Source organism: Pseudomonas sp. VI4.1 (assembly GCF_002029345.1).
GTDB lineage: Bacteria > Pseudomonadota > Gammaproteobacteria > Pseudomonadales > Pseudomonadaceae > Aquipseudomonas.
This window is the reverse complement of the sequence record NZ_MULM01000136.1, coordinates 1-26,899: the sequence shown is the minus strand read 5'-3', so window position 1 is coordinate 26,899 and position 26,899 is coordinate 1. Positions and strand designations below refer to the sequence as shown.

The 26,899-nt window shown below is 57.9% G+C and carries 24 protein-coding genes and 5 pseudogenes; 14 read left to right on the top strand and 15 right to left on the bottom strand.

The genetic code is table 11. The features are described 5' to 3' along the window. Nucleotides 1–94: 94 nt before the first annotated feature. The 3 genes from fahA to BZ163_RS11045 all read right to left on the bottom strand — a co-directional run bounded on the left by fahA (nucleotide 95) and on the right by BZ163_RS11045 (nucleotide 4,270). The gene (gene fahA, locus BZ163_RS11055; RefSeq protein WP_128870941.1) at nucleotides 95–1,399 is read right to left on the bottom strand and encodes a fumarylacetoacetase; all 1,305 of its coding nucleotides are present in this window, start codon (nucleotides 1,397–1,399) and stop codon (nucleotides 95–97) included. Between the two features lie 98 nt (nucleotides 1,400–1,497). Next, entirely contained in the window at nucleotides 1,498–2,805 is a 1,308-nt protein-coding gene (locus BZ163_RS11050) for an MFS transporter (protein ID WP_128870940.1), read from the bottom strand. A 670-nt stretch (nucleotides 2,806–3,475) separates the two neighbouring features. Then, on the bottom strand, nucleotides 3,476–4,270 hold the full coding sequence (locus BZ163_RS11045; protein ID WP_128870939.1) for a 3-hydroxybutyrate dehydrogenase: 795 nt from the start codon (nucleotides 4,268–4,270) through the stop codon (nucleotides 3,476–3,478). A gap of 248 nt (nucleotides 4,271–4,518) precedes the next feature. On the opposite strand from BZ163_RS11045, the gene BZ163_RS11040 reads away from it, so the two are divergent. The 3 genes from BZ163_RS11040 (at nucleotide 4,519) to BZ163_RS11030 (ending at nucleotide 8,323) form a co-directional block, all read left to right on the top strand. Then, the gene (locus tag BZ163_RS11040) at nucleotides 4,519–5,418 is read left to right on the top strand and encodes a LysR substrate-binding domain-containing protein (RefSeq protein ID WP_128870938.1); all 900 of its coding nucleotides are present in this window, start codon (nucleotides 4,519–4,521) and stop codon (nucleotides 5,416–5,418) included. Between the two features lie 424 nt (nucleotides 5,419–5,842). Further along, nucleotides 5,843–6,781, top strand: a complete 939-nt coding sequence (locus BZ163_RS11035; RefSeq protein ID WP_128870937.1) for a glutathione S-transferase family protein — start codon at nucleotides 5,843–5,845, stop codon at nucleotides 6,779–6,781. A 210-nt stretch (nucleotides 6,782–6,991) separates the two neighbouring features. Continuing rightward, nucleotides 6,992–8,323: a hypothetical protein gene (locus BZ163_RS11030; protein ID WP_128870936.1), complete on the top strand. Its 1,332-nt coding sequence runs from the start codon at nucleotides 6,992–6,994 to the stop codon at nucleotides 8,321–8,323. Between the two features lie 507 nt (nucleotides 8,324–8,830). On the opposite strand, the gene BZ163_RS11025 is transcribed toward BZ163_RS11030, so the two are convergent. From BZ163_RS11025 to BZ163_RS11015, 3 genes and pseudogenes are all read right to left on the bottom strand, one after another. Continuing rightward, nucleotides 8,831–10,348, bottom strand: coding sequence for a nucleobase:cation symporter-2 family protein (locus tag BZ163_RS11025; RefSeq protein WP_128870935.1), 1,518 nt, complete (start codon nucleotides 10,346–10,348; stop codon nucleotides 8,831–8,833). Between the two features lie 142 nt (nucleotides 10,349–10,490). Continuing rightward, a pseudogene (locus tag BZ163_RS11020) lies at nucleotides 10,491–11,317 on the bottom strand (arylamine N-acetyltransferase). A 111-nt stretch (nucleotides 11,318–11,428) separates the two neighbouring features. Beyond that, nucleotides 11,429–12,223, bottom strand: a complete 795-nt coding sequence (locus tag BZ163_RS11015) for an exodeoxyribonuclease III (protein WP_128870934.1) — start codon at nucleotides 12,221–12,223, stop codon at nucleotides 11,429–11,431. 192 nt (nucleotides 12,224–12,415) lie between these two features. On the opposite strand from BZ163_RS11015, the pseudogene BZ163_RS35535 reads away from it, so the two are divergent. After that, a pseudogene (locus tag BZ163_RS35535) lies at nucleotides 12,416–12,714 on the top strand (hypothetical protein). A 13-nt stretch (nucleotides 12,715–12,727) separates the two neighbouring features. Here BZ163_RS35535 and BZ163_RS11005 read toward each other — a convergent pair. Then, nucleotides 12,728–12,928: pseudogene (locus tag BZ163_RS11005) on the bottom strand (class II aldolase/adducin family protein); the annotation flags it as partial. 1 nt (nucleotide 12,929) lies between these two features. Here BZ163_RS11005 and BZ163_RS11000 point away from each other — a divergent pair. Further along, nucleotides 12,930–13,173 (top strand): annotated as a pseudogene (locus BZ163_RS11000) (LysR family transcriptional regulator); the annotation flags it as partial. A gap of 50 nt (nucleotides 13,174–13,223) precedes the next feature. Here BZ163_RS11000 and BZ163_RS10995 read toward each other — a convergent pair. The 3 genes from BZ163_RS10995 to BZ163_RS10985 form a co-directional block, all read right to left on the bottom strand. Next, complete coding sequence (locus BZ163_RS10995; protein ID WP_128870933.1) at nucleotides 13,224–13,622, bottom strand: hypothetical protein; 399 nt, start codon at nucleotides 13,620–13,622, stop codon at nucleotides 13,224–13,226. Nucleotides 13,623–13,759: 137 nt separating this feature from the next. Beyond that, nucleotides 13,760–14,551: a lipopolysaccharide biosynthesis protein gene (locus BZ163_RS10990; RefSeq protein ID WP_128870932.1), complete on the bottom strand. Its 792-nt coding sequence runs from the start codon at nucleotides 14,549–14,551 to the stop codon at nucleotides 13,760–13,762. Between the two features lie 47 nt (nucleotides 14,552–14,598). Beyond that, nucleotides 14,599–16,350: a murein L,D-transpeptidase gene (locus tag BZ163_RS10985; protein WP_128870931.1), complete on the bottom strand. Its 1,752-nt coding sequence runs from the start codon at nucleotides 16,348–16,350 to the stop codon at nucleotides 14,599–14,601. 79 nt (nucleotides 16,351–16,429) lie between these two features. Between BZ163_RS10985 and BZ163_RS10980 the strand changes: the two genes are divergently transcribed. Together BZ163_RS10980 and BZ163_RS10975 are read left to right on the top strand one after the other, a co-directional pair. After that, a complete protein-coding gene (locus BZ163_RS10980) occupies nucleotides 16,430–17,134 on the top strand; it encodes a murein L,D-transpeptidase catalytic domain family protein (RefSeq protein WP_128870930.1) in 705 nt (234 codons plus the stop codon). A gap of 87 nt (nucleotides 17,135–17,221) precedes the next feature. Continuing rightward, nucleotides 17,222–18,004: a transporter substrate-binding domain-containing protein gene (locus tag BZ163_RS10975; RefSeq protein WP_128870929.1), complete on the top strand. Its 783-nt coding sequence runs from the start codon at nucleotides 17,222–17,224 to the stop codon at nucleotides 18,002–18,004. Between the two features lie 7 nt (nucleotides 18,005–18,011). On the opposite strand, the gene BZ163_RS10970 is transcribed toward BZ163_RS10975, so the two are convergent. Both BZ163_RS10970 and BZ163_RS10965 read right to left on the bottom strand, forming a co-directional pair. Beyond that, a complete protein-coding gene (locus tag BZ163_RS10970; RefSeq protein ID WP_128870928.1) occupies nucleotides 18,012–18,248 on the bottom strand; it encodes a hypothetical protein in 237 nt (78 codons plus the stop codon). A 110-nt stretch (nucleotides 18,249–18,358) separates the two neighbouring features. Continuing rightward, nucleotides 18,359–18,766: a hypothetical protein gene (locus tag BZ163_RS10965; protein WP_128870927.1), complete on the bottom strand. Its 408-nt coding sequence runs from the start codon at nucleotides 18,764–18,766 to the stop codon at nucleotides 18,359–18,361. A 331-nt stretch (nucleotides 18,767–19,097) separates the two neighbouring features. On the opposite strand from BZ163_RS10965, the gene BZ163_RS10960 reads away from it, so the two are divergent. The 5 genes and pseudogenes from BZ163_RS10960 to tal all read left to right on the top strand — a co-directional run bounded on the left by BZ163_RS10960 (nucleotide 19,098) and on the right by tal (nucleotide 22,415). Continuing rightward, nucleotides 19,098–19,523: a DUF2628 domain-containing protein gene (locus BZ163_RS10960; protein WP_128870926.1), complete on the top strand. Its 426-nt coding sequence runs from the start codon at nucleotides 19,098–19,100 to the stop codon at nucleotides 19,521–19,523. Between the two features lie 180 nt (nucleotides 19,524–19,703). After that, nucleotides 19,704–19,946, top strand: coding sequence for a CopG family transcriptional regulator (locus BZ163_RS10955; RefSeq protein ID WP_128870957.1), 243 nt, complete (start codon nucleotides 19,704–19,706; stop codon nucleotides 19,944–19,946). A gap of 4 nt (nucleotides 19,947–19,950) precedes the next feature. Continuing rightward, nucleotides 19,951–20,198 (top strand): annotated as a pseudogene (locus BZ163_RS10950) (type II toxin-antitoxin system RelE/ParE family toxin). Between the two features lie 125 nt (nucleotides 20,199–20,323). Further along, nucleotides 20,324–21,310: a tRNA dihydrouridine(20/20a) synthase DusA gene (gene dusA / locus BZ163_RS10945; protein ID WP_128870925.1), complete on the top strand. Its 987-nt coding sequence runs from the start codon at nucleotides 20,324–20,326 to the stop codon at nucleotides 21,308–21,310. Between the two features lie 178 nt (nucleotides 21,311–21,488). Next, complete coding sequence (gene tal / locus BZ163_RS10940; RefSeq protein ID WP_128870924.1) at nucleotides 21,489–22,415, top strand: transaldolase; 927 nt, start codon at nucleotides 21,489–21,491, stop codon at nucleotides 22,413–22,415. Nucleotides 22,416–22,693: 278 nt separating this feature from the next. Here the strand turns inward: tal and rssC are convergent, their stop codons facing one another. The 3 genes from rssC to BZ163_RS10925 all read right to left on the bottom strand — a co-directional run bounded on the left by rssC (nucleotide 22,694) and on the right by BZ163_RS10925 (nucleotide 25,537). Further along, nucleotides 22,694–23,176, bottom strand: a complete 483-nt coding sequence (gene rssC / locus BZ163_RS10935) for an anti-sigma factor antagonist RssC (RefSeq protein ID WP_064676786.1) — start codon at nucleotides 23,174–23,176, stop codon at nucleotides 22,694–22,696. After that, a complete protein-coding gene (gene rssB, locus BZ163_RS10930; RefSeq protein ID WP_128870923.1) occupies nucleotides 23,176–24,357 on the bottom strand; it encodes a two-component system response regulator RssB in 1,182 nt (393 codons plus the stop codon). The genes rssC and rssB overlap by 1 nt, the downstream gene beginning before the upstream one ends. Nucleotides 24,358–24,847: 490 nt before the next feature. Then, the gene (locus BZ163_RS10925) at nucleotides 24,848–25,537 is read right to left on the bottom strand and encodes a VacJ family lipoprotein (RefSeq protein WP_128870922.1); all 690 of its coding nucleotides are present in this window, start codon (nucleotides 25,535–25,537) and stop codon (nucleotides 24,848–24,850) included. 198 nt (nucleotides 25,538–25,735) lie between these two features. Between BZ163_RS10925 and BZ163_RS10920 the strand changes: the two genes are divergently transcribed. Together BZ163_RS10920 and BZ163_RS10915 are read left to right on the top strand one after the other, a co-directional pair. Then, on the top strand, nucleotides 25,736–26,356 hold the full coding sequence (locus BZ163_RS10920; protein WP_128870921.1) for an HAD family phosphatase: 621 nt from the start codon (nucleotides 25,736–25,738) through the stop codon (nucleotides 26,354–26,356). A gap of 123 nt (nucleotides 26,357–26,479) precedes the next feature. Further along, nucleotides 26,480–26,743: a DUF4404 family protein gene (locus BZ163_RS10915; protein WP_128870920.1), complete on the top strand. Its 264-nt coding sequence runs from the start codon at nucleotides 26,480–26,482 to the stop codon at nucleotides 26,741–26,743. The last annotated feature ends 156 nt before the right edge of the window (nucleotides 26,744–26,899 follow it).

Below are 26,899 nucleotides of genomic sequence, written 5' to 3'. Positions count from 1 at the left end.
GCACTTGTGTTACCCCGGTTGAGACAGTAAACCGCTCGCGGCCCGCTATTACATGCATCTTCAGCAGCTGGAAATAATAGTTCGACTACCGCAATCAAGCCGCTGACATGACAACAGCTCGGCACTCACCAAAGCCGATACGCGCAAAACCGTCGCGAGCACAATACGCCCGGATTACCACTTCATCCCCATCGGCAAGGAAAGTACGAGACTCACCATCAGGCAAAGTCAGTGCCTGGGTGCCACCTACCGAGACCTCAAGCAGAGAGCCGCAGCTTTCGTGTGTCGTGCCTGATATGGTGCCGGTGCCAAACAGGTCCCCGATTGACAGTGCGCATCCGTTGCTCGTTTGGTGAGCGACGAGTTGTGCAAACGTCCAGTACAGGTGGCGGGCGTTGACACGACCAAGCGTCATCGGCGCAATGCCCTGTGAACGCATTGAAGCACTGGCAAGCGACACTTCGAGCTCGAGATCAAGCCCGCCGGACGCCAAATCGGACGCATCCGTCAGATATGGAAGAGGTTCCGGTTCGCCCTCATTACGCACAAATAGTGGCGCGTAGAACGGCGCGAGCGCTTCCGGTGTAACGACCCAAGGCGAAACCGTTGTGGCGAAACTTTTGCCAAGAAAGGGCCCCAGCGGCTGATACTCCCACGCCTGTATGTCACGCGCGGACCAGTCATTGAGCAATCCGAAGCCCCACACGACGGACCGGGCCTGAGCAATCGTGACTGGCTCACCCATCGCGTTGCGCTTGCCGATCCACATGGCCAGTTCGACTTCGTAATCGAGTCGTTCGGTTGGCCCAAATGCAGGAATCGACTCGTTCATACGCTTGAATTGACCGCCAGGCCGACGTACCTGCGTGCCAGAGACGCAAATGGTTGACGCGCGGCCGTGATAGCCGATGGGCACATAGCAATAGTTCGGCAGCAACGGCGCATCCGGCCGAAATAACTTACCGCAGTTTCGGGCATGTTCTATGCCTGCATAGAAGTCGGTGTAGTCGCCAATTCGCGTCGGCAATTGCATGCTGCAATCTGCCTGGTGATGCAGCAAGGCGGCCGCACCGACTTGCGCGCGCTTGCCAACGTCGCTGGCGGCATCGAGCAGATCGCTGGCAGCCTGGCGCAATGCTACCCGCGCCGCGTCACCGAGCTCCATCAGGACTGCCAGATCGCCTCTGCTGCAGGCCTGCGCGGCTGTAAACGCGAGCCCCTCAAAATAGGAAGCCGCAGCCGACAGGTCGAGAATGCAATCGCCAATTGCCAGCCCGATACGAGCGTCACCCTCATTCGGCTGGAACACGCCAAATGGCAGGTTTTGCAAGGGAAAATCGGCGTGATCTTGCGCCGACGTTACCCAACTACAGCGCGATGGATCGTTCGTAAAATCCATAGTAGAAAAGTCTCTCTAAAAGATAGAAAGGAACCTGTGTCCGCGGCCTGACAGCCAATATTCGCGATACTCAGGGAAAGATAACAATGCAACCCCTATCACGCGAACGCTGATTGAGTGCCGCTGCTACGTCGTTGATACGCCCAGACCCCGAACAGCGAAACCAGCGAGATAATGCAATAGCCCGCAAACAGCGATGCAACCGGCCAATATGCTCCACCCTGCGACTCAGAGAGCACCGTCGACAGCAGTGGCGTGACGCTTCCGAAGATCGCACCAGCGGCCTGATAACCCATTGAGATCCCGGAGTAACGCACAGCCATGGGAAACATATGCGATGAATAACCAGCCAGCAACGCGTAGTAGGCTCCGCCGCACATACTCGAAACAATGATACCAATCGCCGCCAGATAGATATTATTGGTGGCAAGTAGCCAAAACATTGGAAATGGCGTCAGTGCGTAGACAATGAGAACTGTCACGAGCAGTTTCTTTGTGGGTACGTACATTGACATACGCGCCATGACAAGTTGCGAGACCAATGTAAATACAGCCGCCACTATACTTACTTGCAGTAGCGAAGGCATTGCAAGTGCTGTGTGCGCTTTGGCCCATGACAACAGGTAAGTAGTGCGAAAGTGTGTCCCCGAAACCGCGATCGCGTTGGCGCCAATCATCAGCAACACGAGCGGCCAATAGCTACGGAACAACTCTACGACCGGCGTCTTGGAAAGTTTCTTTTGATCGCGAGCTTCAACGAACTCCGTCGTCTCCTCAACCCTGCTGCGGATGATATATGCGACGAACACCAGCACCCCAGAAAGAAGGAACGGAATCCTCCAGCCCCAGTCGAAGAATACGTCGTCAGGCATACGGGTAACGAGAGCAAAAACAGCCGATGAAAGAATGATGCCTAGCGGAACGCCGTGTTGCGCGAATGCACCGTACCAGATGCGCTCTTTCGGTGGTGCCTTCTCAGCGGCAATCAACACTGCTCCACCCCATTCGCCCGCCACGGCGATACCCTGTATCACACGCAGCAAAGTCAGAATAATGGGTGCTGCGATACCTATCGTCTCATATGACGGCAGCACGCCAACGCCGACAGTCGAGACCGCCATCATCATCAATGTTATTACAAGCGTCTTTTTACGACCCACACGATCGCCAATATTCCCGAAAAATATGGCACCGAAGAAGCGCGCCAAAAACCCTACTGCGAATGTTGCAAACGACGCGATTGTCGCCAGTGCGGGCGATAGCGAAGAGAAGAACACCTTATGAAACACGAGCGCCGAGGCCGTCCCGAAAATGAAATAGTCGTACCACTCGATCGTGGTACCCACCATTGCCGCCATACTAGCCCGCTTGAGCGAAGCAGCTTCGTCTATCTCTTTTTTGTTCATATCACTACCTGTTGGGCTAGTTTAGCCTTGAGCATTCACGGCGTACTGCTACCGCTGCCGCGAGCTTTTCTTGTGTTGTTAGCCATTATTGGAAACAGCGATTGATATGTCCAATTTGATTTTGAGTACTTATTTATATTCAACAAATATAAATAATTGCGCTGTCAGGCTGAAAATAGGTGGCGCACATCTTCAATAGGTCATGTGACCCGTGGCAGGTTGCGCATTGACTACGCGACCAGTCGAGCCCACCCACGACGTCTGAACGCAGGAGGCAATGCATCGAGATGGCTTGCTCTCGGCCAGTATGGGCTTCGCCTGCAATGGGGGGATACGAAAGTCGACGAGCGAAGATCAAGCAATGCAGTACGACGAATGCATCGCCATAGCGGCTCCGCTGGCGATCAAGGCTATGCTGCGTTCGGTTTTTTGCTCAGGACAGTGGGGAGGACGCGAACTTGTCGAACCTCAATCAACAGCTGCTCATGCTGATTAAAAGCGAAGACGTTCGTGAAAAGGTGTGATGGGAATGATGCGAAAGCGCGAGCAGGTGCTCAAAGGCCGCCGGTGACCATAGGGCGAGAGAAACCGGGCAATCGTACGATTTCCTCTCGCGTTGAGACCTGAAGTGTAGTGCAAGCACAGAGAAATTTATTTCGCAAACAGCACATTAGGCAGCAACATAACCGCCATCAACGTTCCAGGCTGCACCTCGGACTTGATCGGCATCAGGCGAACACAAAAATGCAACGATACCCGCCACCTGCTCAGGCGTCACGAACTCTTGCGAAGGTTGCTTTTCAGAGACCAAGGCTTTCTTCTCAGTTTCAAAGTCGCACCCCTTCTTTTCTGCCCGAGCACGGATTTGTGCTTCCACAAGGGGGGTGAGGACCCAACCAGGGCAAACTGCATTGCAGGTCACTCCGCTGGTCGCGGTCTCCATAGCTACAGCCTTGGTCAATCCAATCAACCCGTGCTTGCTGGCGGCATAGGCAGACTTATTTGCCACACCAATCAATCCACTGACCGATGACACGTTCACGATGCGGCCCCACCTACGCTGCCGCATTCCGTTGACGACCAGACGCGTGGTGAGAAACGCCGCTGTAAGGTTCACGGCAATGAGCTTCAGCCATTGATCGACAGGAAATTCATCGATGGGTGCGACATGCTGCATACCAGCATTGTTGATCAAAATGTCAATTGGCCCAAGGGCGTTTTCAACGGATGAGATAAGCATCTCGACTTGCGCGGCATCGCTCAGATCCCCGCGAAAGTATTGAACGGGTTCAGTGGCGTAACGCGAAATTTGATCATGCGCAGCAGCGATTACGGAATCGTCTTCAAGGCCGTGCATGGCAACGATTGCGCCTGATTGAGCCAAGCGACATGCAATCGCCAGCCCGAGGCCGCGCGTGGATCCTGTCACGAGAGCGATACGCCCTCTCAAGGAAAAATCGATCATGCGGTGGCTCCTCCAAAACGTGGTTGTCGCAGTCACTTGCTATAGGGCGGCCTATCTTGGGGGCTATTCAAGCGATCACTGTCGTTCGCTTCTCAGAATACCGCCTGACATTGTTGGAATTTGAAACTTATATGTCTAATCTTATTTTCACTATCTATTTATTTGTATAGGCTATTGATCATCGTCCTGTGTTACCTGTCACGGGCGACGCAATCGAGCCATCATTTAGGGCAAACCACGGAGTATCTATGGAGATGCGGCACATCGAGACCTTTCTCGCGGTCTCGGAAGAGCTAAGTTTCACGCGTGCAGCGAGACGGCTGCACTTGAGCCAGCCCCCATTGAGCCTGCGTATCAAGGAACTGGAAAGTGAGTTGCAAGTCACGCTGTTTGAGCGATCTACTCGCAGCGTGGCATTAACACCGGCGGGGAAGGTGTTTCTCGACAAGCTAAACGAGGCCATGAAGATGCTGGCAGGGGCCGTGGAGGCAAGTCGCCAGGTAGAACGTGGCATCGTTGGCAAGTTGCGAATTGGTTACACTGGCCTGGCCACCGATTTAGTACTACCGCGTCTGATCCGCGAATTCCGGGATCGGCACCCTGCCATCGGACTCGATATGTTGGGGCCATCGCCAACCGGGATGATGGAACTGGCTCTGCTCAATAAAGAAATAGATGTGGCGCTGTGTTTCCTGCCTATGCGCCATGCCGAGCTTGAATCGCGCACGCTGATTACCATTGAGCTCGCAGTGGCTCTGCCTGATCGGCACCCGCTTGCCGAGTTGACGAGGGTCCCCGTAGAACGATTGGCCGATGAAGCATTCATCGCATTCCCGGCAAACGAGGGCTTTCATTTGCGCGAAGCCACCGATGCCGAATGCTTCCGAGCCGGCTTTCGGGCACGGGTCGTCAAGGAATCGACAGCCTCGCAGACGCTGTTGTGTCACGTGGCGGCCGGTAACGGTGTAGCTATCATGCCGTTTGAGACTCAGACGAGAGGCATCGAAGGTGTGACCTTCCGCCCGCTCTCGCCCAAGGAAGCGCCTTTGCGTTTCGGTATGGCGTGGCGCCAGATAGATCAAAGTGCCGCGCTCCGCCAGTTTCTCGCGGTAGCCTCTGACGTTTTCCATGAGGACGAGCGCAGATAGGTAACACGCCACCAGCTAGGGGAAGCAGAACTGCGCAAGATGCGGGTTATGGAGTCGGTCTGTTCATCGTGCAGCACAAGTCGAAGTCGAACTGCACGAACAGATCGCTCAAAGCGTACTTGACCAGCAGCAACGTAACGTAGGTAGCCATCAATTCCTCATCAAGATCCGTAAGTGAGAGATGTAGCTGATATTGAAGACGCTAACACTATTCTCGTACAAATATAAATAACACCAATATAATATATTAGACATATAAATCCGGACGCCATATTTTGTTGCTTCGGAGTGAAAACGCATGCTTAGCCCGCCCTCCTCGCGGTTGCCGGCGCATAGTTTGGGGTCGCCATAGCTAGCTAAGCCTCAATGTTCAGCTCTTTCATTCACAACCTTTTGCCGGCTTTGACCGGCGCACGGTGAAGCCATGAGCAATGAACTGATTTTCCACCACTACGCGACCTCGCCGTTCTCTGAGAAAATTCGCCTGATTCTTGGTTTTAAGGGCGTCACGTGGCACTCGGTGATGGTACCGCCGATCATGCCCAAACCTGATGTGATTGCGCTGACCGGCGGCTACCGTAAGACGCCGCTCTTGCAGATCGGCGCCGATATCTACTGCGACACCGCGCTGATCGCACGCGTGATCGACGAGCGGCATCCCGAATCACCGCTATATCCGGCAGGAATCGCCGGCACGGCGCAAATGTTAGCGCAGTGGGCCGATTCAACGCTGTTCTGGACCGTGATTCCCTACACTACTCAGCCGGCCGGCGCGGCTGTGTTGTTCGCGCACACTGGGCCTGAAGCGCGAATGGCTTTTGCCGCCGATCGCGCACCCTTCACAGCGAACATGGTCCGCCAGACCCCGGTCGATGCCACTGCAGCGCTGTACACGTATCTCAGATGGTTGGAAACGCACTTGGCCGATGGCCAAGATTTTCTCATGAGCAGTCAAGCCAGCATCGCGGATTTCTCGATCGCACAGTGCCTATGGTACGTACACCGCGCACCGGAGTTAGCAAAAATCCTCGATGGCTATCCGAAGCTCAGCGCTTGGTTCAAGCGCGTCCGCGCCTTTGGCCACGGTGAATCAACGCCGATGACCAGCACCGAATCAATCGAAATCGCCGCAAAGGCGAATGAGTACGCTCCAACCGAAGTGCAGCCCGAACTCGGCTTCGCAGCCGGCGATGCCATCACTGTAATGCCCACCGACCATGGACGGGACCCAGTGTCCGGCACACTGGTTGGGTTGACGCAGTTTGAGGTGGTCATTGAGCGCCATGACGAGCGCGCGGGCACGCTACATGTGCACTTCCCACGCCTTGGGTTCCAAATTAAACAACAAGAGCCCGCGGAATGAAGAGCCTCACAGGCTGCCCAGCGGCGGGTACATGGGAATCTACGACATGACCGCGGAGCGTGCAGGCAATCGCGTTCGCTCGGCCGCTCAATTGCGAAGCGATGGAGCGAAAGCTTTCATGACTGCCAGTGAACTGCTCAACACCGAAGATCACCTGCTAACCGGTGTCGAGAGTGTTTTCATAAGTAGCGGCTTGCGTCGTAAACCGAAGTGAAGTTAACACGCCTGCTGCCACTGGCGCTCCTGGCTGAGCTGCTGGCCCTGAGCACTCGAACTGCAGAGTTCAGCCTAGCTGCCGCCGTATTATTCGGCTTGTTTTTCATCCGCCATTGCCAGTCGCTCATGCCCTATCCCCGTCGCCTGGGGCTTGCCACATTGGCTTTGCTGGGCATCTGGGTAGCCAAGGCGCCGGTCGATCTGCCCAGCCTCCAACGGATGAGCAGCTCTGCGGCTTATTACGCCGCCTTCGTCGGCGGACTGGGTTTGATGAGCTGCCTGATCAAGCGTCTACCTTCGCTGGGTGAGCTGCATCGGTTCCTGCTGCGCGGCCCCACCCCACTGCTCTACCCGCGTTACTTGCTGGTAGCCTTGGGACTGGGGTCGATATTGAGCTTCGGCATGCTCAACCTGATGTGCACAACCTTACACAGCTATTTGCAACACTTCCCGAAAAATCACCCTGCTCACCGCGAGGGACAGCGTGGCGTATTGACCGCTGCGTTACGCGGCTTTGCTCTGGTACCGCTCTTAGCACCTACCAGCGTCGTAGTAGCAATCATTACCCGGGAAGTGCCTAGCCTGACCTGGATTGACTTGTTGCCCTATGGGGCTATCGCCACCGCCCTGCTAATGCTGATTGGTTGGCGCACGGAAAATCGGCGCCTGCAATACTTATACAGCGATACCGACCAGGCGCCAGCCTCCTCTCTGAATGCCCTAGCCCTCGGCACAGCGGCGAGCATGTCCGCCATCGCAACACTGGCCGGGCTGACCTACCTGAACATCACCCAAGCCGCATTGTTATTGATTCCGCTGTTGGTGAGCATCTGCTTGTTTCTGGAAAACCCCCGCAAAGCCTACGATGAATTAGCCGATAACCTCGGGGGGATGCGTAATGAGATTTTCACCTTTGCTTGCTCCGCGTTATTTGGCGCGCTATTCAATCAGTTGTTCCCCCTTGAACAATTTGCGCCGCTATTGAGCGGCTCATCGCAGATATTCCTCCTGCAAATCACTGCCCTGCTGGGTATCGTGGTGCTATCGCTCGTGGGCATCGCACCAATCATCACCTTGAGCGTCTGCGCGGGTCTTTTGGCTCAGTTGCAGGCCGCCGGTGTCAATCCACTTGGACCGGCTGTCACACTGGTCTGCGGATTTTCACTGGCAATGTTGCTATCACCCTTTGGCCCCTCGACGATGCTGCTGGCGCGCTACATGAATACCTCACCATGGAAAATCACTTTCAACTGGAACGGTGGTTTCACCCTGGTAGCCATACCAACATTGCTTTTGTTGTTGTTTTGCGTCCAGGCCTATCTCTAATAACTACAATTCCTGATACACCGCCAGATTGTGACAATGGAACAGTGTCACTGTGGGTATTGCCGAACTCATGCATATGCTAAAGCGGATCGAGTTGTAGTCGGCGCCCATCCCGGTGCGGCTGCAGAGGCCGAACGAATGGAGCGATGGGGTATCGAAAGAACCCGCATAAAATACGAGCTTAATTAGGATAATCTTAGGGATATAAACTTTTGAATGAAGCATAATTTCATTGTTAAACAAGTGCTTACTTTTCTATTCGAGTCCAGGTCGTGGAGCCAGACAGCAAGATCGAAAAGCCCCCGAATCGAAAGGTTCGGGGGCTTTTTTGTGGCCAGCAGAAAATGCGTGATACGTCTCGCCCCCTGTAGGAGCTGGCTTGCCAGCGAAGGCGGCCTCGAGCCTTGCACCGCCCTTGTAGACGCCTTCGCTGGCAAGCCAGCTCCTACACAGGGGGCCGGCGCTTGTCAGTTGCAAAAAAGGCGTCCCGAAGGACGCCTCTTTCAATCACACATGCTCACTGCTTTTCGCATGCGCCGCCCGCGGCTCGGCATGTCCATGCTCTGCCTCGACCACCGGAATCTCCTTGCCGTCGCAGTCGTGCAGCTTGCCTTCGCTGAAATAATCCCCTTCGCGCAAGGCCGCCAGGTCCTGGTAATGCAGGACCCGTTCGGTACCCGCCGCAAACACCGATTGCTGGTCGGAGTTGCCGGCGGTCAGGTGGTTGAAGGTCAGGTTGAGCACGATGGCCATGATCGCCGAGGAGCTGATGCCCGAGTGGAAGATCGTGGCGAACCAGCTCGGGAAGTGGTCGTAGAAGTTCGGCGCGGCGATGGGGATCATGCCGAAGCCGATGGACGTGGCCACAATGATCAGGTTGACGTTGTTGCGGTAGTCGACCTTGGACAGCGTACGAATGCCGCTGGCGGCGACGGTGCCGAACAACACGATGCCGGCACCACCGAGGACCGAAGTCGGTACCGCGGCGATGACCCGGCCCATGAACGGCAGCAGGCCGAGGATCACCAGGAACAACCCGCCGGTGGCGACCACGAAGCGGCTCTTGATCCCGGTCACGGCCACCAGCCCGACGTTCTGGGCAAAGGCGCTTTGGGTGAAGGAGCCGAAGATCGGCGCGATCATGCTCGACAGCATGTCGGCACGCAGGCCGTTGCCCAGGCGTTTGGAATCCACCTTGGTGCCGATGATTTCACCGACCGCCAGGATGTCCGCCGATGTTTCCACCAGGGTCACCATGACCACGATGCACATCGACAGGATCGCCGCGAAGTGGAACGTCGGCATGCCGAAGTGGAACGGGGTCGGGAAGCCGAACATCGGGCCTTGAGCCACCGACGAGAAGTCCGCCATGCCGAGGAACACCGCGACCACCGTACCGATGACCATGGCCAGCAGAATCGACAAGCGGGAGATGGTCGCGCTGCCGATCTTGCTCAACAACAGGACCAGCACCAGCGTCATCGCCGCCAGACCGATGTTGGCCATGCTGCCGAAGTCCGGCGCGTGACTGTTGCCGCCCATGGCCCAGCGCGCGGCCACCGGCATCAGCGTCAGGCCGATGGTGGTGATGACGATGCCCGTCACCAGCGGCGGGAAGAACTTGGTGATGCGCGAGAACACCGGCGTGATCAGCAGACCGATCAGGGACGCGGCAATCACCGCCCCGAGAATCGACTGGAAGCCACCCTCCCCGCCACTGCTGACAATCGCCACCATGGTCGCGACGCCAGAGAACGACACGCCCTGCACCAGCGGCAACTGGCAACCGAAAAACGGTAGACCCAGTGTTTGCAGTAACGTCGCCAGGCCTCCGGCAAACAATGAAGCAGCAATCAACAACCCGATGTCCGCCGGCGAGAGCCCGGCCGCCTGGCCGATGATCAAAGGCACCGCGACGATACCGCCGTACATGGTCAGAACATGTTGCAGGCCGTAAGCCATATTCGCGCCGACCCCGAGATTTTCATCCTCGGGCCGATGGTGTGAAACAGAGGGCGTTTTCATGGTTTGGGGGGTTCCCTGGTTTTTGTTGTACGCACACTGTATTCAAGAGTCAGGACAAATGTCTATAGAGTTGTATACAACTCATCGGTCAAATTATCGACATGTGCCCCGATTGCCCCCCTGCAATCTGGCAATGAGCCGCCTATGCGGGCTCGATCAACCGCCCAAGCTCGCTCTTTAACCCTGCGTGCTGCGGCACGCGAATCCCGAACTCGCGCTCCAGCAGCGCCACCAGTTCGTCTACATCCGCCACCTGCCGCCGCTCGCTCTCGCCGCCGACCCGATGAATCGCAAAGCTGCCGTTGTTCAGCGTACGCCGCCAGCCTTCCCCCGTGCGCGCCACCATCAGCTGTTTTCTGAATGACGATCCGGGATGGGTCGAGACGTACCAGTGCCGACGGCGTAGTCGATGTCTTCCTGGCGTTGCAGGTCGAAGATGTACATCGCCTTCCACTCCCCGGCGACCTTGGCGCGCAGGGTGTAGCCGTCGTCAAGCGGCTCGATGCGATAGGGTTCGTGGGGGGTGGGTTGTTCGGTCGCGCAATCGAGTCTCAGCGGTGCGGTGGGCACCATGCCGCCGAAGCCGACGTCGGTGATGTAGCGCACACCGTCCAGGGTCACCAGGCTCAAGCGGTGCGTGCGCGCAGTCCAGGCGCCTTCGGGTTGGCCCATGACGACGCGGCCGGAGATGCCGCGTGCGTCGAAGCCCAGCGCTTGCAGCAGCGCCAGGTACAGGCTGTTGAGTTCATAGCAGTAACCGCCGCGACCGTCGAACAGGACTTTTTGCTCCACGGACGGCAAGTCGATGAGCACGGGTTCGCCCGACAGCGTGGTGAGGTTTTCAAACGCAAAGGTGCCGGTATGCCGCCATTGCAACAGGCGCAGGGTGTCCAGGGTCGGTGCCGGAGGGGCGTCGAAGCCCAACTGTTGCAGGTACAACGCCAGGTGGGTCAGGCGTGGCTCGCTCATTGCTCGATCCTTATGCAGGGGCCGCAGATTTCTGCGCTGTTGGCCGCCATGTATAAGGGAAAAACCGCTTCGACTGACAATTGATTTAGCCAATCGCCACCCGGGTAAACGTCAGCGCCGTTTGCGCGTACCCAGTCTAATCCAGGTCGGCGCATGGTCGCTGGCGTGGGGTTCGTTGCGCACCCAGGCGTCGACGCCCGCCTCTTGCAGGTAGGGGCTCAATGCCGGGTTGAGCAACAGGTGATCGATGCGCAACCCCGAGTTTTTCTGCCAGTGCTGGCGGAAGTAATCCCAGAAGGTGTACAGCCGATCCTCCGGATACAGGTGCCGCAGGGAATCGGTCCAGCCCTGATCCAGCAACCGCTGGTAACACTCGCGGCTTTCCGGTTGCAGCAGCGCATCCTTGAGCCAGGATCGCGGGTTGTAGATGTCCAGGTCGGTCGGCACCACGTTGTAGTCACCCGCCAGCACCACCGGGTGTTCGCTGCTCTGCAGGTCCTTGGCATAGCTGATCAGCCGTTCGAACCACGCCAGTTTGTAGGCGAACTTCGGCCCCGGCTGCGGATTGCCGTTGGGCAGGTACAGGCAGCCCACGAGAATGCCGTGCACCGCGGCCTCCAGATAGCGACTGTGGGTATCGCTGTCATCGCCCGGCAAACCGCGCCGACTCTCCAGCGGTTGCGCATCCCGCGCCAGAATCGCGACCCCGTTCCACGACGACTGGCCTTGCCAGATCGAGCCGTAGCCAGCGGCCTCAAGCTCAGCGGCGGGGAACGCGGAGTCCACGGACTTGAGCTCCTGCAGGCAGGCAATGTCCGGCTGTTCTCGCTCCAGCCAGGCCAGCAGGTTCGGCAGCCTGGCGCGCATGCCGTTGACGTTGAACGTCGCGATTCGCAAATTCTTCATGGGCCAACGCTCCTGAGGGCGGGGTGTCTAGGGGGCCCGCCTAGCGTGTGACATCTCCACGTTTCGGCGGTTGCGTCAGCAGTCGCTCATTGTTGATGAATGGCCCCCACCACCACTCGTCATCCAACCGGCACCAACTCCCTGCCCCCTCACACCAACATCAGGTAACGACTCTTCTTTTGGAGACCCACCATGATGAACAGCAAAATCACTTCGTTGTTATTGGCCGGATTGTTATCGGTGGCGTCAGCGGCCACGTTTGCAGGGTCGGGCGATGGTGCCGATGCGACCGGGACCCAATCCGGCGCCACCAGCGCGCCGACCACGCCCCCGGATAACACCCCCGGCGAGCCTTCAAGCGGTAATCGCACGGACTCGGGTGGCGACACCGGCAGCAGTGGCGGCACCAGCGGTTCGAACTCCGGCGCGGGCGCGGCACGGGGTCCGCAGGAGGTGGAACCGGTGGTACGGGTGGCGGGACGGGTAGCTGAACGAATAAACGCTTTGCTCGTAAGCCCGCTGGGCAATCTCGTGAGGTACCGGTTTGAGCTCGCGCCCGGTCGCCATCGCCATCAACTGGACCTGGGCGGCGCGCTCCAGGTAATACAGATCGTCCCATGCCTCGGCGATGGTCGGCGCGGCAATGATCACCCCGTGGTTCTTCAAAAAAACAATGTCGGCATTACCCATGACGCTGGCAATACGGGCACAGCGGCCATGGCGGATTGCCTCTGGCAGTCATAGCCTGACAGGCATTCAGGCGGCGGCCGTTTGCGGCTTGGGCGTGTCAGTGCTGCCGGTTTCGGCAGTATTGCCCGAGCACAGCGTGTACACCGACCTGCCCGACCTATCGCCGACGGAGCTGGCGTAGATCAGCCGCGAAGGTGCGCTGACCGCGTTGCAGCGGGCGCTGGTTGGCGTTTTTGCGCGACGCAGTGGGCAAGGCTTGAAGGCGAGGAACGGGCGTGCCTTACACCCCATTCCTGCACCAGCATGACCCTCAAGGCGTGAGTTTCAGGTGCGCGTTGACTTTCCCGCTCTTCGGATCGACAAACCAATATTCGTTATTGGCCACCTTCACCTGGCTGCATTCCGTTGGATAGCCTTTGGCTTCGATACACACCACGCCGTCTTTCAGCGTCCATTTTTCCTTTTCGGGTTTGTTGGGGGCCATCTCGAATATTTCTACACCGCCAGGCGCAAAACTCATGGAGTAAGGATGACTGCCTTCTCGGGTAGTCCCATAGAATTTCCTGCCCTCCAATGTGCTGTGGATTTGCCCATCATCAAGCGTCACCGCCGATGTCGGCACCGGCGGCGGTTCATAGGAACTGCTGCTGGTTGCACAGCCTGCCAGGCAGGCCAACAGGATGGACGCGCCGAACTTTAATGAAGTCATGCCACACCTTCCTTGCAAGCGCCGGAGAAATTTCCGGTCAAATCAAAGCTTAGGCGACGCTTCATTGCTTCCCGGCTGCAAGTGCCGAACGGTTGACGGTCCCTTTGACCGATGCGTGCTGTTGACGGTGGGCCTGTTCAAATCATCCTGTCGATCTGATCCAGCGTCACCCGGGGCACGAGTTCATCGGGGATCCGCGACGATTGGGAGAGGTTGTAGACCTGAAAATCTTCATCAATGACGTGCTGCGACATTATCTCGAACGAGGGCAGGATTCTCGTATGAAAGTGTTCGTCGAGGTTGCAAGGCGACACAAGGGTCCCTGGCTGCTCATAAAAACGACCCGCCGACTGATCCAGGTCGACGCCTACCAGAAACACCTGATTGAACCCCAGGTGATAGGCGATTTGCAACGCCAGGTAGGCCACTGTGCGGGCATCAAAAAAGCCGCGCTTGAGGTTCTTGCTGAAACCCAGGCTGCGATTGCGGCCAGTGCCTAATTTTCGTCTTCTGATGAGTTCTTTATCCGGCCGGAAAATCACCTCGCTCCACGTGAGTTTGGGCGCCGGCGTCAGCAAATAAAGCTCGCCCTCAGGCATCAGCGCTTCATACCTGATGAGGTCTTTCCACAACGCTATGCGCTGACTGAGGCGCATGGCTTCAGCAAACAGATAAGGCTGTTGCCGGCAAAAGGCGTCGTCCGTGCAGGCGTAAAAGAACGGCTTGATGTCAGGCTCGATGAACATCGAAATAGCCCCGTTCATGGTAATCATCGGAACGTCGGCATACTTCTCCAGCGGAAAATCTTTCGCGGAGGCCCCCGATGCAATGATGAACACCGGACCTTTTTGAATATTGCGACACTCATCGAAGTCATGCACATCAGGCTGACGTGTAGAAAATGACGGTTTTTTTTGCGCAACATCCATCTTCAGATTCCCTCCTGTAACGCTTTTAAATCCAGCACCTTTCCTGGTTACTGTTGGTTTTTCCCCGCTACGACTGCGGGGCTGCCTGCTCGCTGCCAATCCAGGACGGGCAGTTGCGAAGGCATGTTCAAGCCCCGAAGTACCGCCGAGTCGTACCCGTAGATGTCGGGTTTGAAAATGACCCGACCATCGTTACTCAGGTCGACCGTCCAGTACGCCAACAACACCGGCACCTTGACCGGAAGCCTGATGTTTTCGGTTTTGCCGTTGGCCAACCGGGCCTGGATCCCGGCGGCATTCCAGCGAACCGGATCATTGAACAGTAGCTCAACCAGTTGCAGCGGGTTTTCCACCCGTATGCAGCCAGAACTGGTGGCGCGGAAGGGCTTGGCAAACAGCTCCCGATGCGGTGTGTCATGGAGATAAATCGCATAGTCGTTGGGAAACCGGATCACCACCTGGCCCAGCGAGTTTTCCGCGCCGGCATCCTGGCGCAGGGTGAGGCCGCGCGGGTTGTCCCAGTCGACGCCGGCCGGATCGAGCACATGGCCTTCGCGATCCAGGACCCGAATGCGGTTGGCGGCCAGGTAGCCAGGATTGCTGCGAATCTTGGGCAACATATCCTGGACCAGGATCGTCGGCGGAACCGTCCAGGTCGGGTTGAACGTGACGTAGGTAATCTCGGACTGGAACACCGGCGTACTGCGGAACGGCTTGCCGACCTGTACCCGTGAACGCCATATCGCCTTGCCGTCGCGGTAGAGCGCCACTTTGTAGCCGGCGATATCCACGATGACGAACGTGCCCTGCAGCTTGTACAGCAACCAGCGTGCGCGCTCCATATTCACCCGGACCTGGTCGATCCGCGCCTCGACCGGCACATTCAAGGCCGCCAGCGTCGCCGCCCCCGCCACACCGTCCGCCCCCAGGTATTGCTCGGATTGATACTTCTTCACCGCAGCGATAACGGCGTCGTCGTAGATCGTGCGCGGCGGGTGTTGCGCAGCCAGATAGCCGCCCGCCACCAAACGGGCCCGCAACTGCGCCACCGTAGCGTTATCCATGCCGGGCTTGAGCGACTGGCCTTCGGCGACCTTCGGCCAGCCCCCCATGTCCCGCACTTTGCGCAATTGCGCCAGGCCTGTGCGCAAGCTGCCATATACCGTTTCTTGTGGCGGCGCTTGAGCAAACGCCCGCGCCACATCGTGGTTGTCGAGTGCGGCGAAGAAATGATTCACGTCTTCGCGGGGATCGACGCCGACAGGGTCGAAGTTCCAATGCATGTCCAGTCGCGAGGGGTCGACCTTGCCGCGCCGCAACTGCAGCAACGCCGTAATGAAGGTATGGGTGGCCGCCATGTCGAACGCAGCGCGCTGGGCCGGGGTGGGCACCATGGACTGCATGTATGTTTGCGCCCCGGCCAGCTCGGCAATGCGAAAATCCGCGGGATCGAGCCCATCGACCTGGGTATCGCCCAGGCTTTTCAACAACTGGGCAACGTCGCTGTCGCGGGACCAGGCGGCGCGATAACCGCGATGACTATAAAAATCCATCACCACCCGGTTCACATCCACCCGCTGATGACGCGGCGAGGTAAGCAGCGGCGGGAACGCAGTCGCCAGCGGCGCCAGCTCGGCCTGAATCGCCTGGGCGACGATGTCATCAGGTGCCGCCTCGATCATGTCGCCAGCGGGAGATGACAGCATAATCGGCGACGTTTGCGCCTGCGCTGCACCGCTGATCAGAAAGACCATAAAAAACACGCGGCTTATGACGAATAACCTTGTTAACTGCACCATGGATAATCCTTAATCTCCGCATTCAACAGCTAGCATCCCACACACTGCTAGACTCGAAACTATCTGATGAGACCCGATTATGGCGCTACTCCGCTTTGGCATGGCAATCACGGCCCTGCTGCTGACCTCCATCCCAGTATCGGCAGCCTACGCCGATTCGCTTGAAGCTGCGCTGATCAAAGCGGCTCCCCAGGCTAACGCCAAAGTCATTGGACTGGCGGTACGCGCCTCCCAATGTAGCATCGCCCAAGGCAAAGCCCCGGTGCAAAGACTAGCAGTGATCGATTATTCACTGCCCTCCACCGAACAGCGGCTGTGGGTATTCGATCTGAAGAAGCGCAAGTTGCTGTTCCACGAACTGGTGGCCCACGGTCGCAACAGCGGCGAGAACATGGCGGTCAAGTTCTCCAATCAGAACGAAAGTTTCGCCACCAGCCTCGGCCTGTACCGCACCCAGGCGAGCTATGTCGGGCAGAACGGTTACTCGTTGCGCATGGAAGGACTGGAGCCGGGTTTCAACGACAACGCGTTTGACCGGGCGATCGTTATCCACGGCGCACCTTATGTCAGCCCCGTACTTGCACGGGCGAACGGACGAATCGGGCGAAGCCTGGGCTGCCCGGCGGTACGACCGGCCATTGCGCACAAGCTGATCGACTCGATGAAGGATGGGCAGTTGCTGTTCTCTTACTATCCGGACCAGCGTTGGCTGAAGTCTTCTTCGTATATCAATTGCGGTGGCGCCACGGTCGCGTCGTCGTCAAAGCCTACGACCCGCCAATAAACACACCTGATTGGAGTATCCAGTTCTTCAAGTCGACAAACCAATTCACTACACTCCGTCGACACTCCAATCCAAAGCCCAATAACAATGAAAAAAATCAAAAGCGCGATGCTGCTCGGCGGCCTGCTCGCCCTATCCACCGGGGCTCAGGCAGCACAAAGCCCATCGCACCTGGACTCTGTCATTCAACAGGGCCAATTGCGCGTCTGTACCACGGGCGACTACAAACCTTATACCTCCAAGGCCGATGACGGCGAATACTCGGGAATCGACATCGCCATGGCCCGCTCGCTGGCCGACAGCCTCGGCGTCAAGGTCGAGTGGGTGCAGACCACCTGGAAAACCCTGATGCCCGACATGCTGGCGGGCAAATGCGACATCGCGGTCGGCGGGATCTCGGTCACGCTGGAGCGCCAGAAAAAAGCCTTCTTCAGCACCACCCTGGATGTCGACGGCAAGATCCCGCTGGTGCGCTGCGAAGAGCAGGCGTCGTACCAGACCATCGAGCAAATCAACCAGCCGGCGGTACGCCTGGTCGAACCGGCCGGCGGCACCAACGAAGCCTTCGTCCACGCCTTCCTGCCCAAGGCGCAATTGCGCCTGCATGACAACGTGACCATCTTCCAGGAGCTGCTCGACAAGAAGGCCGACGTGATGATCACTGATGCTTCGGAAGCGCTGTACCAGCAGAAACTCAAACCCGGATTGTGCGCGGTCAATCCCACCCGGTTCATGCAGTATGGGGAGAAGGCCTACCTGCTGCCGCGGGATGACATCAGCTGGAAGTTGTATGTCGATCAGTGGCTGCATCTGGCGAAGGTAACGGGGAATTATCAGAAGGTTCTGGAGCAGTGGTTGGCGGTGCCTTAGGCTGGCATCAACCGGGCTGATCGACGACCTTGATCCGCGTCAGCCCTACCCGCTCCGCCTGCTCTAAAATTTCCTCCGGCGTCGAATTTGCAGTGGGCATGATCAGGCTGTTTTCCGCATCGCCAAAATGCAGCTGCAGCAGGTGCATCGCTGCCTCATGCTCGGCCAGCTCAGGCTGGGTGAGTTCGAACCTGTGTGTGCGGGGCTCGCCGTTGAACAGGTACTGCACGGTGTAGTTGTGCATGGGGGATTCTCGTAATGGGAGAAGAACAGCCAACTATCCTGACTAAATGGTCAGCATTTTTATATCAGCTGCTCGACTTATCCTGTTCATGCAGAGGTGATCGGCACTGACTACCTGATGTTGCCGGAGACTGTTTTAGTGTCGCCCTTATGAACCTTGCAACTCACATCACCCGACATGGTAGTGACATCGCCATTGATATCACCACTCTCGACATGGCCGCTCATGGTGCGGACGCTGCCGACATTGCCGGTGACCTGAACCCTGCCAGCGGCCGTTTCAACCGAGGTGGGGTTACCGTTCACGACGACGCTCACCGGACCTGTCACTGGCACAGCCTGCTCGACGCCATCGACCACCACCCGGTTGCCGTCAACGCTGATGTTTTTCCCGGTGTAGGTAATGCCATTGATGGTCACGGTCGCGCCGCCCGTGGCAACCTCCAGCTCGCGGGCTTGGGCGAAGTTCGAGAAGTACAGCGCAGCAATCATCAAGGCCAGCTTCTTGTAGGTCGACATGTCAGCGCTCCTTCGTTCAGGTGGTTACAGGGTAATAGCAGGCCGCCGTTAACAATTCACCCTTATTTCTGCTGTTGGTGACGGTCGGCAAGCCATTGTGCCTGGCAGTTGATGTCAAAGCAGCAGCATCAGCAATGGCGGGTAGGTTTTGCTTTCTGATCCCAAGCCTGCTCGCGGCTGAACATAATGGCTTGTGAAATTTCCTACGCTGCCGGAGACTCAAGTCGCCACCGCTACTGGCCTGCGGCCTACAAAAACGCCTTGCCAAACGCACTGAAGGAAAACCTGGTCGATCTCTCGACCAGCAGCGCCCCCCAAAAAAGGACAGAACATGAGCAGCACGGATGAATTGCAAAACCACGATGCCAGCCCAAAATGGAAAGAGCGATTCGCTTTTTTCAATCAGCACGGCAGCCCCAAAAACCCCGACTTCAGTTCGGCGCTCAAGCAGCTACCGACCCGCAAACGCATGCTGATCAATATCAACTTCATCGCGATTTTCTTCGGACCGATTTACCTTTTCGTGCTTGGTTTGTGGAAAAAGAATCTGGCGCTGATAGGGATCATCGTTGTCGTCAGCTTCAGCCTGTCGTTGATCTTCACAATCCTGGGTCATGAATTGCCCAATGCCTTGGGCAACGGCCTGAACGTCGTCTTTGCACTGATGTACGGGTTGAGCGCCAACTATGCGTATTACCTGAAGCAGGAAAAAGGCTCGCAAGGCTGGAACCCGTTTGAAGGGTTGAAGATCGTCTGAATGATCGGTGGGATCGAAAGGTATCTGCTGGGATAAAGAAGGCGCGCTCTCTAGAGCGCGCTTTTTTCACTGAGTCAGCAAAAAATGCTGACTTCGAGATGCCCCCCTCGGCAGCCTCTTGGTTCAAACCACCCCGTGACGGTGTAAGGTGCCCAATAAATGTGCACCATCGAGGCTGCCATGACTGGGATAACCCTGGATCTGCCGGAAGCCCTATCAAACTCCCTCGCCGATCTGGCCAAGACAAGCGGCCATAGTGCCAGCTACCTGGCGATGGACGTTCTTCGCGACTGCACCGAGTACGAGAGAACGCTGACTGCGCAGATCGAATTGGCGGTAAAAGAAGCCGACCAAAGTAAATTCGCCACGGACGAACAGGTAGCAGCGATGCGCGCTCGCCGCTGGAGCCGGAATGCGAGTTGAATGACTGGAAAAGGCCTTCAAAAACCTGGGAGACGACGCTAGTTGCATTGCCCTTGAAAATTCCAAGGCTGCAGACGACTTTTCCGATGCTATCTCACCAGCGTAGACAAACTGGCCCAATTTCCATCCATGGGCCGCGAAGGCCGGGTCAAAAATACACGCGAATGGGCAGTGTCCGACGGATCCTATCTCATCCCCTACCGTATACGTGGGGATCGCCCTCAAGTCCTTGGCGTGTTTCACACACAGTAGCGCCCACGATCCAAGTTGTACCGGTGGCGAAAAGAACACACCGCACCAGAACGGCATACCTACCCAACGCCACCATCACATCCCTGATAAACTGCGACCTTTCGCCTCTCTGATTCAGATTCCCAATGTCCTTACAAACCGCTTCACTCTCCCGCCGTTTCTCCGTCGCGCCGATGATGGATTGGACCGACCGCCACTGCCGCTTCTTCCTGCGCCTGCTCTCCAAACACGCCCTCCTCTACACCGAGATGGTCACCACCGGCGCGCTGCTCAACGGCGATCACGAGCGCTTCCTGCGTCACAACGAAGCTGAGCACCCGCTGGCCCTGCAACTCGGTGGCAGTGTGCCGCTGGACCTGGCCATGTGCGCGCGCATGGCGCAGGACCATGGCTACGACGAGGTGAATCTGAATGTCGGCTGCCCGAGTGATCGGGTGCAGAACAATATGATCGGCGCGTGCCTGATGGGGCATCCGCAGTTGGTGGCCGATTGTGTGAAGGCGATGCGCGATGCGGTGTCGATTCCGGTGACGGTGAAGCATCGGATCGGGATCAATGGCCGGGACAGTTACGAGCAGTTGTGCGATTTCGTCGGTACGGTGCGGGATGCCGGGTGCACGAGCTTTACGGTGCATGCGCGGATTGCAATTCTGGAGGGGTTGTCGCCGAAGGAGAACCGCGACATTCCGCCCCTGCGTTATGACGTGGCGGCGCGGTTGAAAGAGGATTTTCCGGAGTTGGAGATTATTCTCAACGGCGGGATCAAGACGCTGGAGGCTTGTCGCGAGCACTTGCAGACGTTCGACGGGGTGATGCTGGGCCGTGAGGCCTATCACAACCCTTATGTGATGGCCGAGGTCGATCAACAGCTGTTCGGCAGCACGGCGCCGGTGATCAGCCGGGCCGAGGCGCTGGCGCAGTTGCGGCCCTACATCGCGGCGCATATCGATGCCGGTGGTTCGATGCACCATATCACCCGGCATGTGCTGGGACTGGGCACCGGTTTCCCGGGGGCGCGCAAGTTTCGGCAGTTGTTGTCGGTGGATATTCATAAGGCTAAAGAGCCGTTGGTGTTGCTGGATCAGGCGGCGGAGTTGTTGGAGGGGCGTTAACGGTCGCCCCGGTTGAACCTGTGCCCGGATTTGGCATCGTAACTATCGATAACGCGCCCTGCCTTTCAAACACCCGTTTTCAGGATGTTGCCGCCGGGGCCATCGATACACGCACACGCCCTTGAGTGGCTGTCAGCGCTCGGGTAATGTCACCAGACCCATAGGACAGAGCACGCCCATGACTTCCAAGCTGGATCAACTCAAACAAATGACCACCGTGGTTGCCGACACCGGCGACTTCGAAGCTATCGCTCGCGTTAAACCCGTGGACGCTACCACCAACCCTTCGCTGCTGCTCAAAGCCGCGGCCATTTCCGGTTATGCCGAGTTGCTGAATGCGTGCGTTCACGACTGCAAGGGCGATGTCGGCCTGGCCAGCGACCGTTTTGGCGTGGCGGTAGGGCAAGAAATCCTCAAGGTTGTACCGGGCCGTATTTCCACTGAGGTGGATGCGCGCCTGTCGTTCGACACTGACGCCGTATTGAAGCGCGCGCACCGTCTGATCGACCTGTACGACAAGGCTGGCGTGGGCCGTGACCGGGTGCTGATCAAGATCGCGTCCACCTGGGAAGGTATCCGCGCTGCCGAGCAGCTGGAAAAGGAAGGTATCCAGACCAACCTGACCCTGCTGTTCTCCTTCGCTCAGGCCGCGGCTTGTGCCGATGCCGGGGTGTTCCTGATTTCGCCGTTCGTGGGCCGTATCTACGACTGGTACAAGAAAGCCAACGGCAACGACTACACCGGCGCGGATGATCCGGGTGTGCAGTCGGTGACGCGGATTTATAACTACTACAAGGCCAATGACTACAAGACTGTGGTGATGGGCGCGAGCTTCCGGAACCTGAATCAGATCGAGCAGTTGGCCGGTTGCGACCGCCTGACCATCAGCCCGGACCTGCTGGAGAAGCTGGCGGCGGATAACGGCAAGCTGGAGCGCAAGTTGGCGCCGGGCAACGCCGGTGAGGCGCGTTTGAGCCTGAATGAAGCGCAGTTCCGTTGGTTGTCCAACGAGGATGCAATGGCGACCGAGAAGCTGGCCGAGGGTATTCGTCAGTTTGCTCGGGATCAGGAGAAGCTTGAGGCGTTGTTGCAGGCCAAGTTGTGATTTAGGTCAGAGCGATGCAAAAAGGGCGGACCTTGGGTTCGTCCTTTTTTTTGCGTTGAATTTGGGTGTTGGGTGGCTTCGCGGCGGGGGATGTGGTGTTTGTTATGGCGCCTTCGCGGGCAAGCTCGCTCCTACAGGGGGCTGTGTCGTCCATGGGGGATGTGGACGACGCTGAGCTTGTTGGAGCGTGGCTTGCCCGCGATGGGGCGGCATATTCAACTGGGTGGTGACTGGTCCGGTCTCGCTCCCACAAGGGGGAGCTGGCCATTGATTGGGGATCAGTGCCGCTCGAGGGCATTTACCAGGTCGTGGAAGGCTTCGCGGTTGGAGTCGTTCAGGCCCATGAGGATCTTGTGCGCTTCGAGCACTTTGATCCGCACCACTTCTTCGGACTGGTCCTGGTCTGGCAGGTCGGTCAGGCACTCGGGGCACGGGATCGGGCGGTCAACGATGTTGAACACCTGCTCGAAGCCCATGGACTGCAGCAGCCGGGTGATGTCTTCGTGGGTGGTGACCACGGTCGGCAGCAGGCCGACCTTTTGCCGCGACAGGATCGACAGTTTGGCCAGCAGGCCCAGGGTGGTGCTGTCGATGCTGCGGGTTTCGGTCAGGTCGATCACGATCGCGTTGAAATTCAACGAAGTGAAGATCCGCTCAATAGTCGCATCCAACGCCGAACACAGGGTCAGGCGAACTTCACCGACGAACTTGAGGACGAAGGTGCCGTCCTGCTCGGCGAACTGGATTCTACCGGTACTCATCAAAGATTCCTGCTCAACACCAACAGGGCGATATCATCCGGCATCTCCCCCAGCGTGGCCAATCCAAAAACCTGCCGCAGACCATCCAGGCTGCCGCCCGCTGCCTTGACCCGTTGGGGCAAAGCCGCTTCTTTTTCTTTGAGTGTCGGTTCTGGCAAAAGGTCCAGGATGCCGTCGGACATCAGCGTCAGGCTGAATGTCGGCGGCAGCTCCAGCACGTGGTCTTCGTAGGTGGCTTCATTGAAGAGGCCCACCGGCAGACCACGTCCTTCCAGATAACGAACACTGTCTGGCGTGTACAACACAGGCAACGGCAAATGACCGCCGATGCTATAGGTCAACAAACCTGTCTCCTCGTCGATGACTCCACCGACCATTGTGACGTGTTTACCCAGCTTACAACTGATCAGGCCTCGGTTGATATGACCAAGGACCTCTGAAGGCTTGAATTCCGGCAATGTACCGCTGCGCTTGGATTCGAACAGCAGGCGCGTGGTCATGAACTTCAACAGCACGGTGACGAAAGCCGACGAGGCGCCATGCCCGGACACATCGGCGAGGTAGAACGCGACCCGGTGGTCGTCGACCCGAAAGTAGTCGACGAAATCGCCCGACAGGTACAGCGACGGGATGATCTGGTGCGCAAACTGGAACTCGTCGATGCTCCAGGGGCTGACCGGCAACATGTTCATCTGCACCTGGCGACCGGCGTTCTGGTCTTCCTGGAGCAGGTTCAGGCTGGCCTCAAGCTCACGGTTGGCCTTTTCCAGCTTCTCGCGGTAGCGCTGGTTTTCCAGCAGCAGGCGCGCACGATCCAGGGCCCGGCGCACAGAGTGCTCGAGCACCGCCAGATCTTCGAGGGGCTTGATCAGGTAATCCGCCGCGCCCAGGCGCAGGGCCTCGACCGCATCGTTCATCACGCCGGCGCCCGACACCACGATGACCGGGGTTTGTGGCGATCGCTCGGTGACCTGGCGGATAAGTTCGAGCCCGCCCATCTGCGGCATGCGCAGATCGCAGATGACCAAGTCGGGCTTGAATTGCTCGAATACCTGAAGACCCTGCTGGCCATTGCTGGCCTGCAAGACGCTGAAACCACTGTCTTCCAAGTAGGCGGCGAGACTCGCTCGCACTACTTCGTCATCATCGATTATCAGCAGCGTGGCACTGGTTTTTGGCATGTGGGCAAACGGCGCCAGAATTAGGTTGGCGTAGCAGGCAGGGGTTTTGACCCGGCTCACACTACTGGATTCGCTTTCTAGCCTCTCCGTCGCACCGTTTTCGGGAATTTGCCCTACACACGGGTACACCAGAGGTGCCCTTCTAAGGCGCAGACGGTACTCCCATCCGCGGGGCGTTTCAAGCTCACGCCGATGGTCGCTTGACGTCTTTGCTTGCCAAATGACCGGGAGTTATAAAAACCGGCTGGAGCGTAACTGGATGGAAGGTCGTAACCTGCCGATTTAACGGGTATTTCGTCATTCACCGAATTAAACAACTGTAGGAGCGAGCTTGCTCGCGATGGTCTCAAGGGCGACGCGTTTATTCAGGAAATACGCGTTATCGTTGACGTCCATCGCGAGCAAGCTCGCTCCTACAGGGTGTTGCGTTTGTTCAGGGAGCGCGCGTGATCGTTGACGTCCATCGCGAGCGAACTTGCTCCTGCGAAGATCAGAAATCGTCTTCGACCTGGCCGTCCTTGACCCGGAATTCGCGATTCTGCAGGTACGCATTCCGGATGAAGGTGTATTTGTCGCCGCTGATCAGCTTCTCGGCCGACAGCAGGCTGGCGCGGGTGTCGATGATGTAAAGGCCCATGATCGAGTTACGCAGCGATACGTCGTCCATGTAGCGGTAGGGGCCGGTGTAGCCGTCGACATACTTGGACGGCGCGTCACGCAGGGTGCTTGGGCCCAGAAAAGGCAGCATTACGTAAGGCCCGCTGCCCATGCCCCAGTAACCGAGAGTCTGGCCGAAGTCTTCGTCGTTGCGCTGCAGGCCCATCTTGGTGCCCACGTCGAAGAAGCCCAGCACGCCGAAGGTGGTGTTGAAGATCAGGCGCGCAGTGTCGACACCTGCGGCGGCCGGCTTGGCCTGCAAGAGGTCGTTGGCCAGGTTGGTGACGTCACCGACGTTGCGGAACATGTTGTGGATGCCGTCTTCGAGGAACTGCGGCGTCACGAACTGGTAGCCTTGAGCCAAGGGCTTCAGGGCATAGGTGTCGAGCACGTCGTTGAACTTGTAGATCGGGCGATTGACGCTTTCCCAAGGATCTTCTTCGGTGGCGGCCTGGGCAACGAACGGAACCACCAGCACACTGGCGCACACAGAAAGCCGAGCTAGATGATTGCTCCAGCGCATAGAAAACTCCTTGGATTGTTACTGGCGCGGGCGCAGGGGCCCAAGCGATAAGCTGGCTAGTATAAGACGGAATAGTCGCTTTAGGCAGCATCGTGCATTCCAGGTAACAGATTGGCGATGATGTTCGGCGATTCACCGCGATGTCACGCAACTGTCACCATCGGCCCCTAGCCTTGAAACTATTTCAGGGACGTTAATATGCCGCACGCCGAAACCTTGCCCCTCGCTGCACCCAGCCTGACCGCCGTGCTGTTCGGCCTCAGTGGTTGCCTGGTGGATTTCGGCGCCCGCACGCACCGTCACGGCAGCCACGCCAGCGAACAGGCCGAGGTCACGCCCGGCGCCCTGGAGAGCCTGCACAATTTGCAACGGCAACGGATTCCCTGCGCCTGGCTCGATGAACTGCCCCCTGCCCTCTGCCATTCCCTGGCCGCCGCCCTGCCGGAATGGATAATTCCATCGCAACACCTTGCAACAATCAATCCGTGGCCGGCCCCCGATGCCTGCTGGCAAGCATTGATGCGCTTGAATGTGGAGCGCCTGGAGGGTTGCGTGCTGGTCAGTGGCGAACCGCGCTTGCTGCAATCGGGGTTGAATGCCGGATTGTGGACGATCGGCCTGGCCTCCTGCGGTTCGCTCTGCGGGCTGGCGCCCAACGAATGGCAGGCATTGACCCAGCAGGAACGGGACATCAAACGCGGCAAGGCCACGGTGCACCTGTTCGGCCTGGGTGTGCATTCGGTGATCGATCACCTCGGCGAACTTGACACCTGCCTGGCCGACATCCGCCTGCGCCGGCTCAAGGGCGAGAAGCCCTGAACACCTCCCCACCGATGAACGTATGCAGGTTGCGCGGGAGTGGATTAATCTAAAGGACAGCCATAGACCTTTGGCGTGCCGCTGCGGTCTATGCCAGTGCCTATCGATAAAAGGAAGAACACCATGCCTGCCCGCGAACTGCAAGAACAGCTCAATACCCTGCGCGAGCAATTGGAACAGAATCCACCGCTGACCGAACTCGAGCGCGATGACCTGCACAAGCTGATGCAGCAGATCGAGCTTGAACTTGAACTTGAAACCAAGACCCAGGATTCCAGCCTTTCCGATAATGTGAATCTGGCTGTCGAACGCTTCGAACTCGAACATCCGACCCTGGCCGGCACCTTGCGTAATATTGTGCAGGCGTTGGGCAATATGGGGATCTGATTCCCTGGATGCAAAAAAGCCCTGCCAGCGATGGCGGGGCTTTTTGATATCTGCGACTTGAAACGCGATCCCCTGTAGGAGCTGGCTGGAGCGAAGGCGGAGCATCAGTCCACCATTGATGTTGAATGTGACGGCCTCTTCGCTGGCAAGCCAGCT

What these genes read in the sequence shown, in the direction of transcription:
- fahA (WP_128870941.1), bottom strand. Translation starts at nt 1,399, where the DNA reads ATGGATTTTACGAACGATCCATCGCGCTGTAGTTGGGTAACGTCGGCG.
- BZ163_RS11050 (WP_128870940.1), bottom strand. Translation starts at nt 2,805, where the DNA reads ATGAACAAAAAAGAGATAGACGAAGCTGCTTCGCTCAAGCGGGCTAGT.
- BZ163_RS11045 (WP_128870939.1), bottom strand. Translation starts at nt 4,270, where the DNA reads ATGATCGATTTTTCCTTGAGAGGGCGTATCGCTCTCGTGACAGGATCC.
- BZ163_RS11040 (WP_128870938.1), top strand. Translation starts at nt 4,519, where the DNA reads ATGGAGATGCGGCACATCGAGACCTTTCTCGCGGTCTCGGAAGAGCTA.
- BZ163_RS11035 (WP_128870937.1), top strand. Translation starts at nt 5,843, where the DNA reads ATGAGCAATGAACTGATTTTCCACCACTACGCGACCTCGCCGTTCTCT.
- BZ163_RS11025 (WP_128870935.1), bottom strand. Translation starts at nt 10,348, where the DNA reads ATGAAAACGCCCTCTGTTTCACACCATCGGCCCGAGGATGAAAATCTC.
- BZ163_RS11015 (WP_128870934.1), bottom strand. Translation starts at nt 12,223, where the DNA reads ATGAAGAATTTGCGAATCGCGACGTTCAACGTCAACGGCATGCGCGCC.
- BZ163_RS10995 (WP_128870933.1), bottom strand. Translation starts at nt 13,622, where the DNA reads ATGACTTCATTAAAGTTCGGCGCGTCCATCCTGTTGGCCTGCCTGGCA.
- BZ163_RS10990 (WP_128870932.1), bottom strand. Translation starts at nt 14,551, where the DNA reads ATGGATGTTGCGCAAAAAAAACCGTCATTTTCTACACGTCAGCCTGAT.
- BZ163_RS10985 (WP_128870931.1), bottom strand. Translation starts at nt 16,350, where the DNA reads ATGGTGCAGTTAACAAGGTTATTCGTCATAAGCCGCGTGTTTTTTATG.
- BZ163_RS10980 (WP_128870930.1), top strand. Translation starts at nt 16,430, where the DNA reads ATGGCGCTACTCCGCTTTGGCATGGCAATCACGGCCCTGCTGCTGACC.
- BZ163_RS10975 (WP_128870929.1), top strand. Translation starts at nt 17,222, where the DNA reads ATGAAAAAAATCAAAAGCGCGATGCTGCTCGGCGGCCTGCTCGCCCTA.
- BZ163_RS10970 (WP_128870928.1), bottom strand. Translation starts at nt 18,248, where the DNA reads ATGCACAACTACACCGTGCAGTACCTGTTCAACGGCGAGCCCCGCACA.
- BZ163_RS10965 (WP_128870927.1), bottom strand. Translation starts at nt 18,766, where the DNA reads ATGTCGACCTACAAGAAGCTGGCCTTGATGATTGCTGCGCTGTACTTC.
- BZ163_RS10960 (WP_128870926.1), top strand. Translation starts at nt 19,098, where the DNA reads ATGAGCAGCACGGATGAATTGCAAAACCACGATGCCAGCCCAAAATGG.
- BZ163_RS10955 (WP_128870957.1), top strand. Translation starts at nt 19,704, where the DNA reads ATGACTGGGATAACCCTGGATCTGCCGGAAGCCCTATCAAACTCCCTC.
- dusA (WP_128870925.1), top strand. Translation starts at nt 20,324, where the DNA reads ATGTCCTTACAAACCGCTTCACTCTCCCGCCGTTTCTCCGTCGCGCCG.
- tal (WP_128870924.1), top strand. Translation starts at nt 21,489, where the DNA reads ATGACTTCCAAGCTGGATCAACTCAAACAAATGACCACCGTGGTTGCC.
- rssC (WP_064676786.1), bottom strand. Translation starts at nt 23,176, where the DNA reads ATGAGTACCGGTAGAATCCAGTTCGCCGAGCAGGACGGCACCTTCGTC.
- rssB (WP_128870923.1), bottom strand. Translation starts at nt 24,357, where the DNA reads ATGCCAAAAACCAGTGCCACGCTGCTGATAATCGATGATGACGAAGTA.
- BZ163_RS10925 (WP_128870922.1), bottom strand. Translation starts at nt 25,537, where the DNA reads ATGCGCTGGAGCAATCATCTAGCTCGGCTTTCTGTGTGCGCCAGTGTG.
- BZ163_RS10920 (WP_128870921.1), top strand. Translation starts at nt 25,736, where the DNA reads ATGCCGCACGCCGAAACCTTGCCCCTCGCTGCACCCAGCCTGACCGCC.
- BZ163_RS10915 (WP_128870920.1), top strand. Translation starts at nt 26,480, where the DNA reads ATGCCTGCCCGCGAACTGCAAGAACAGCTCAATACCCTGCGCGAGCAA.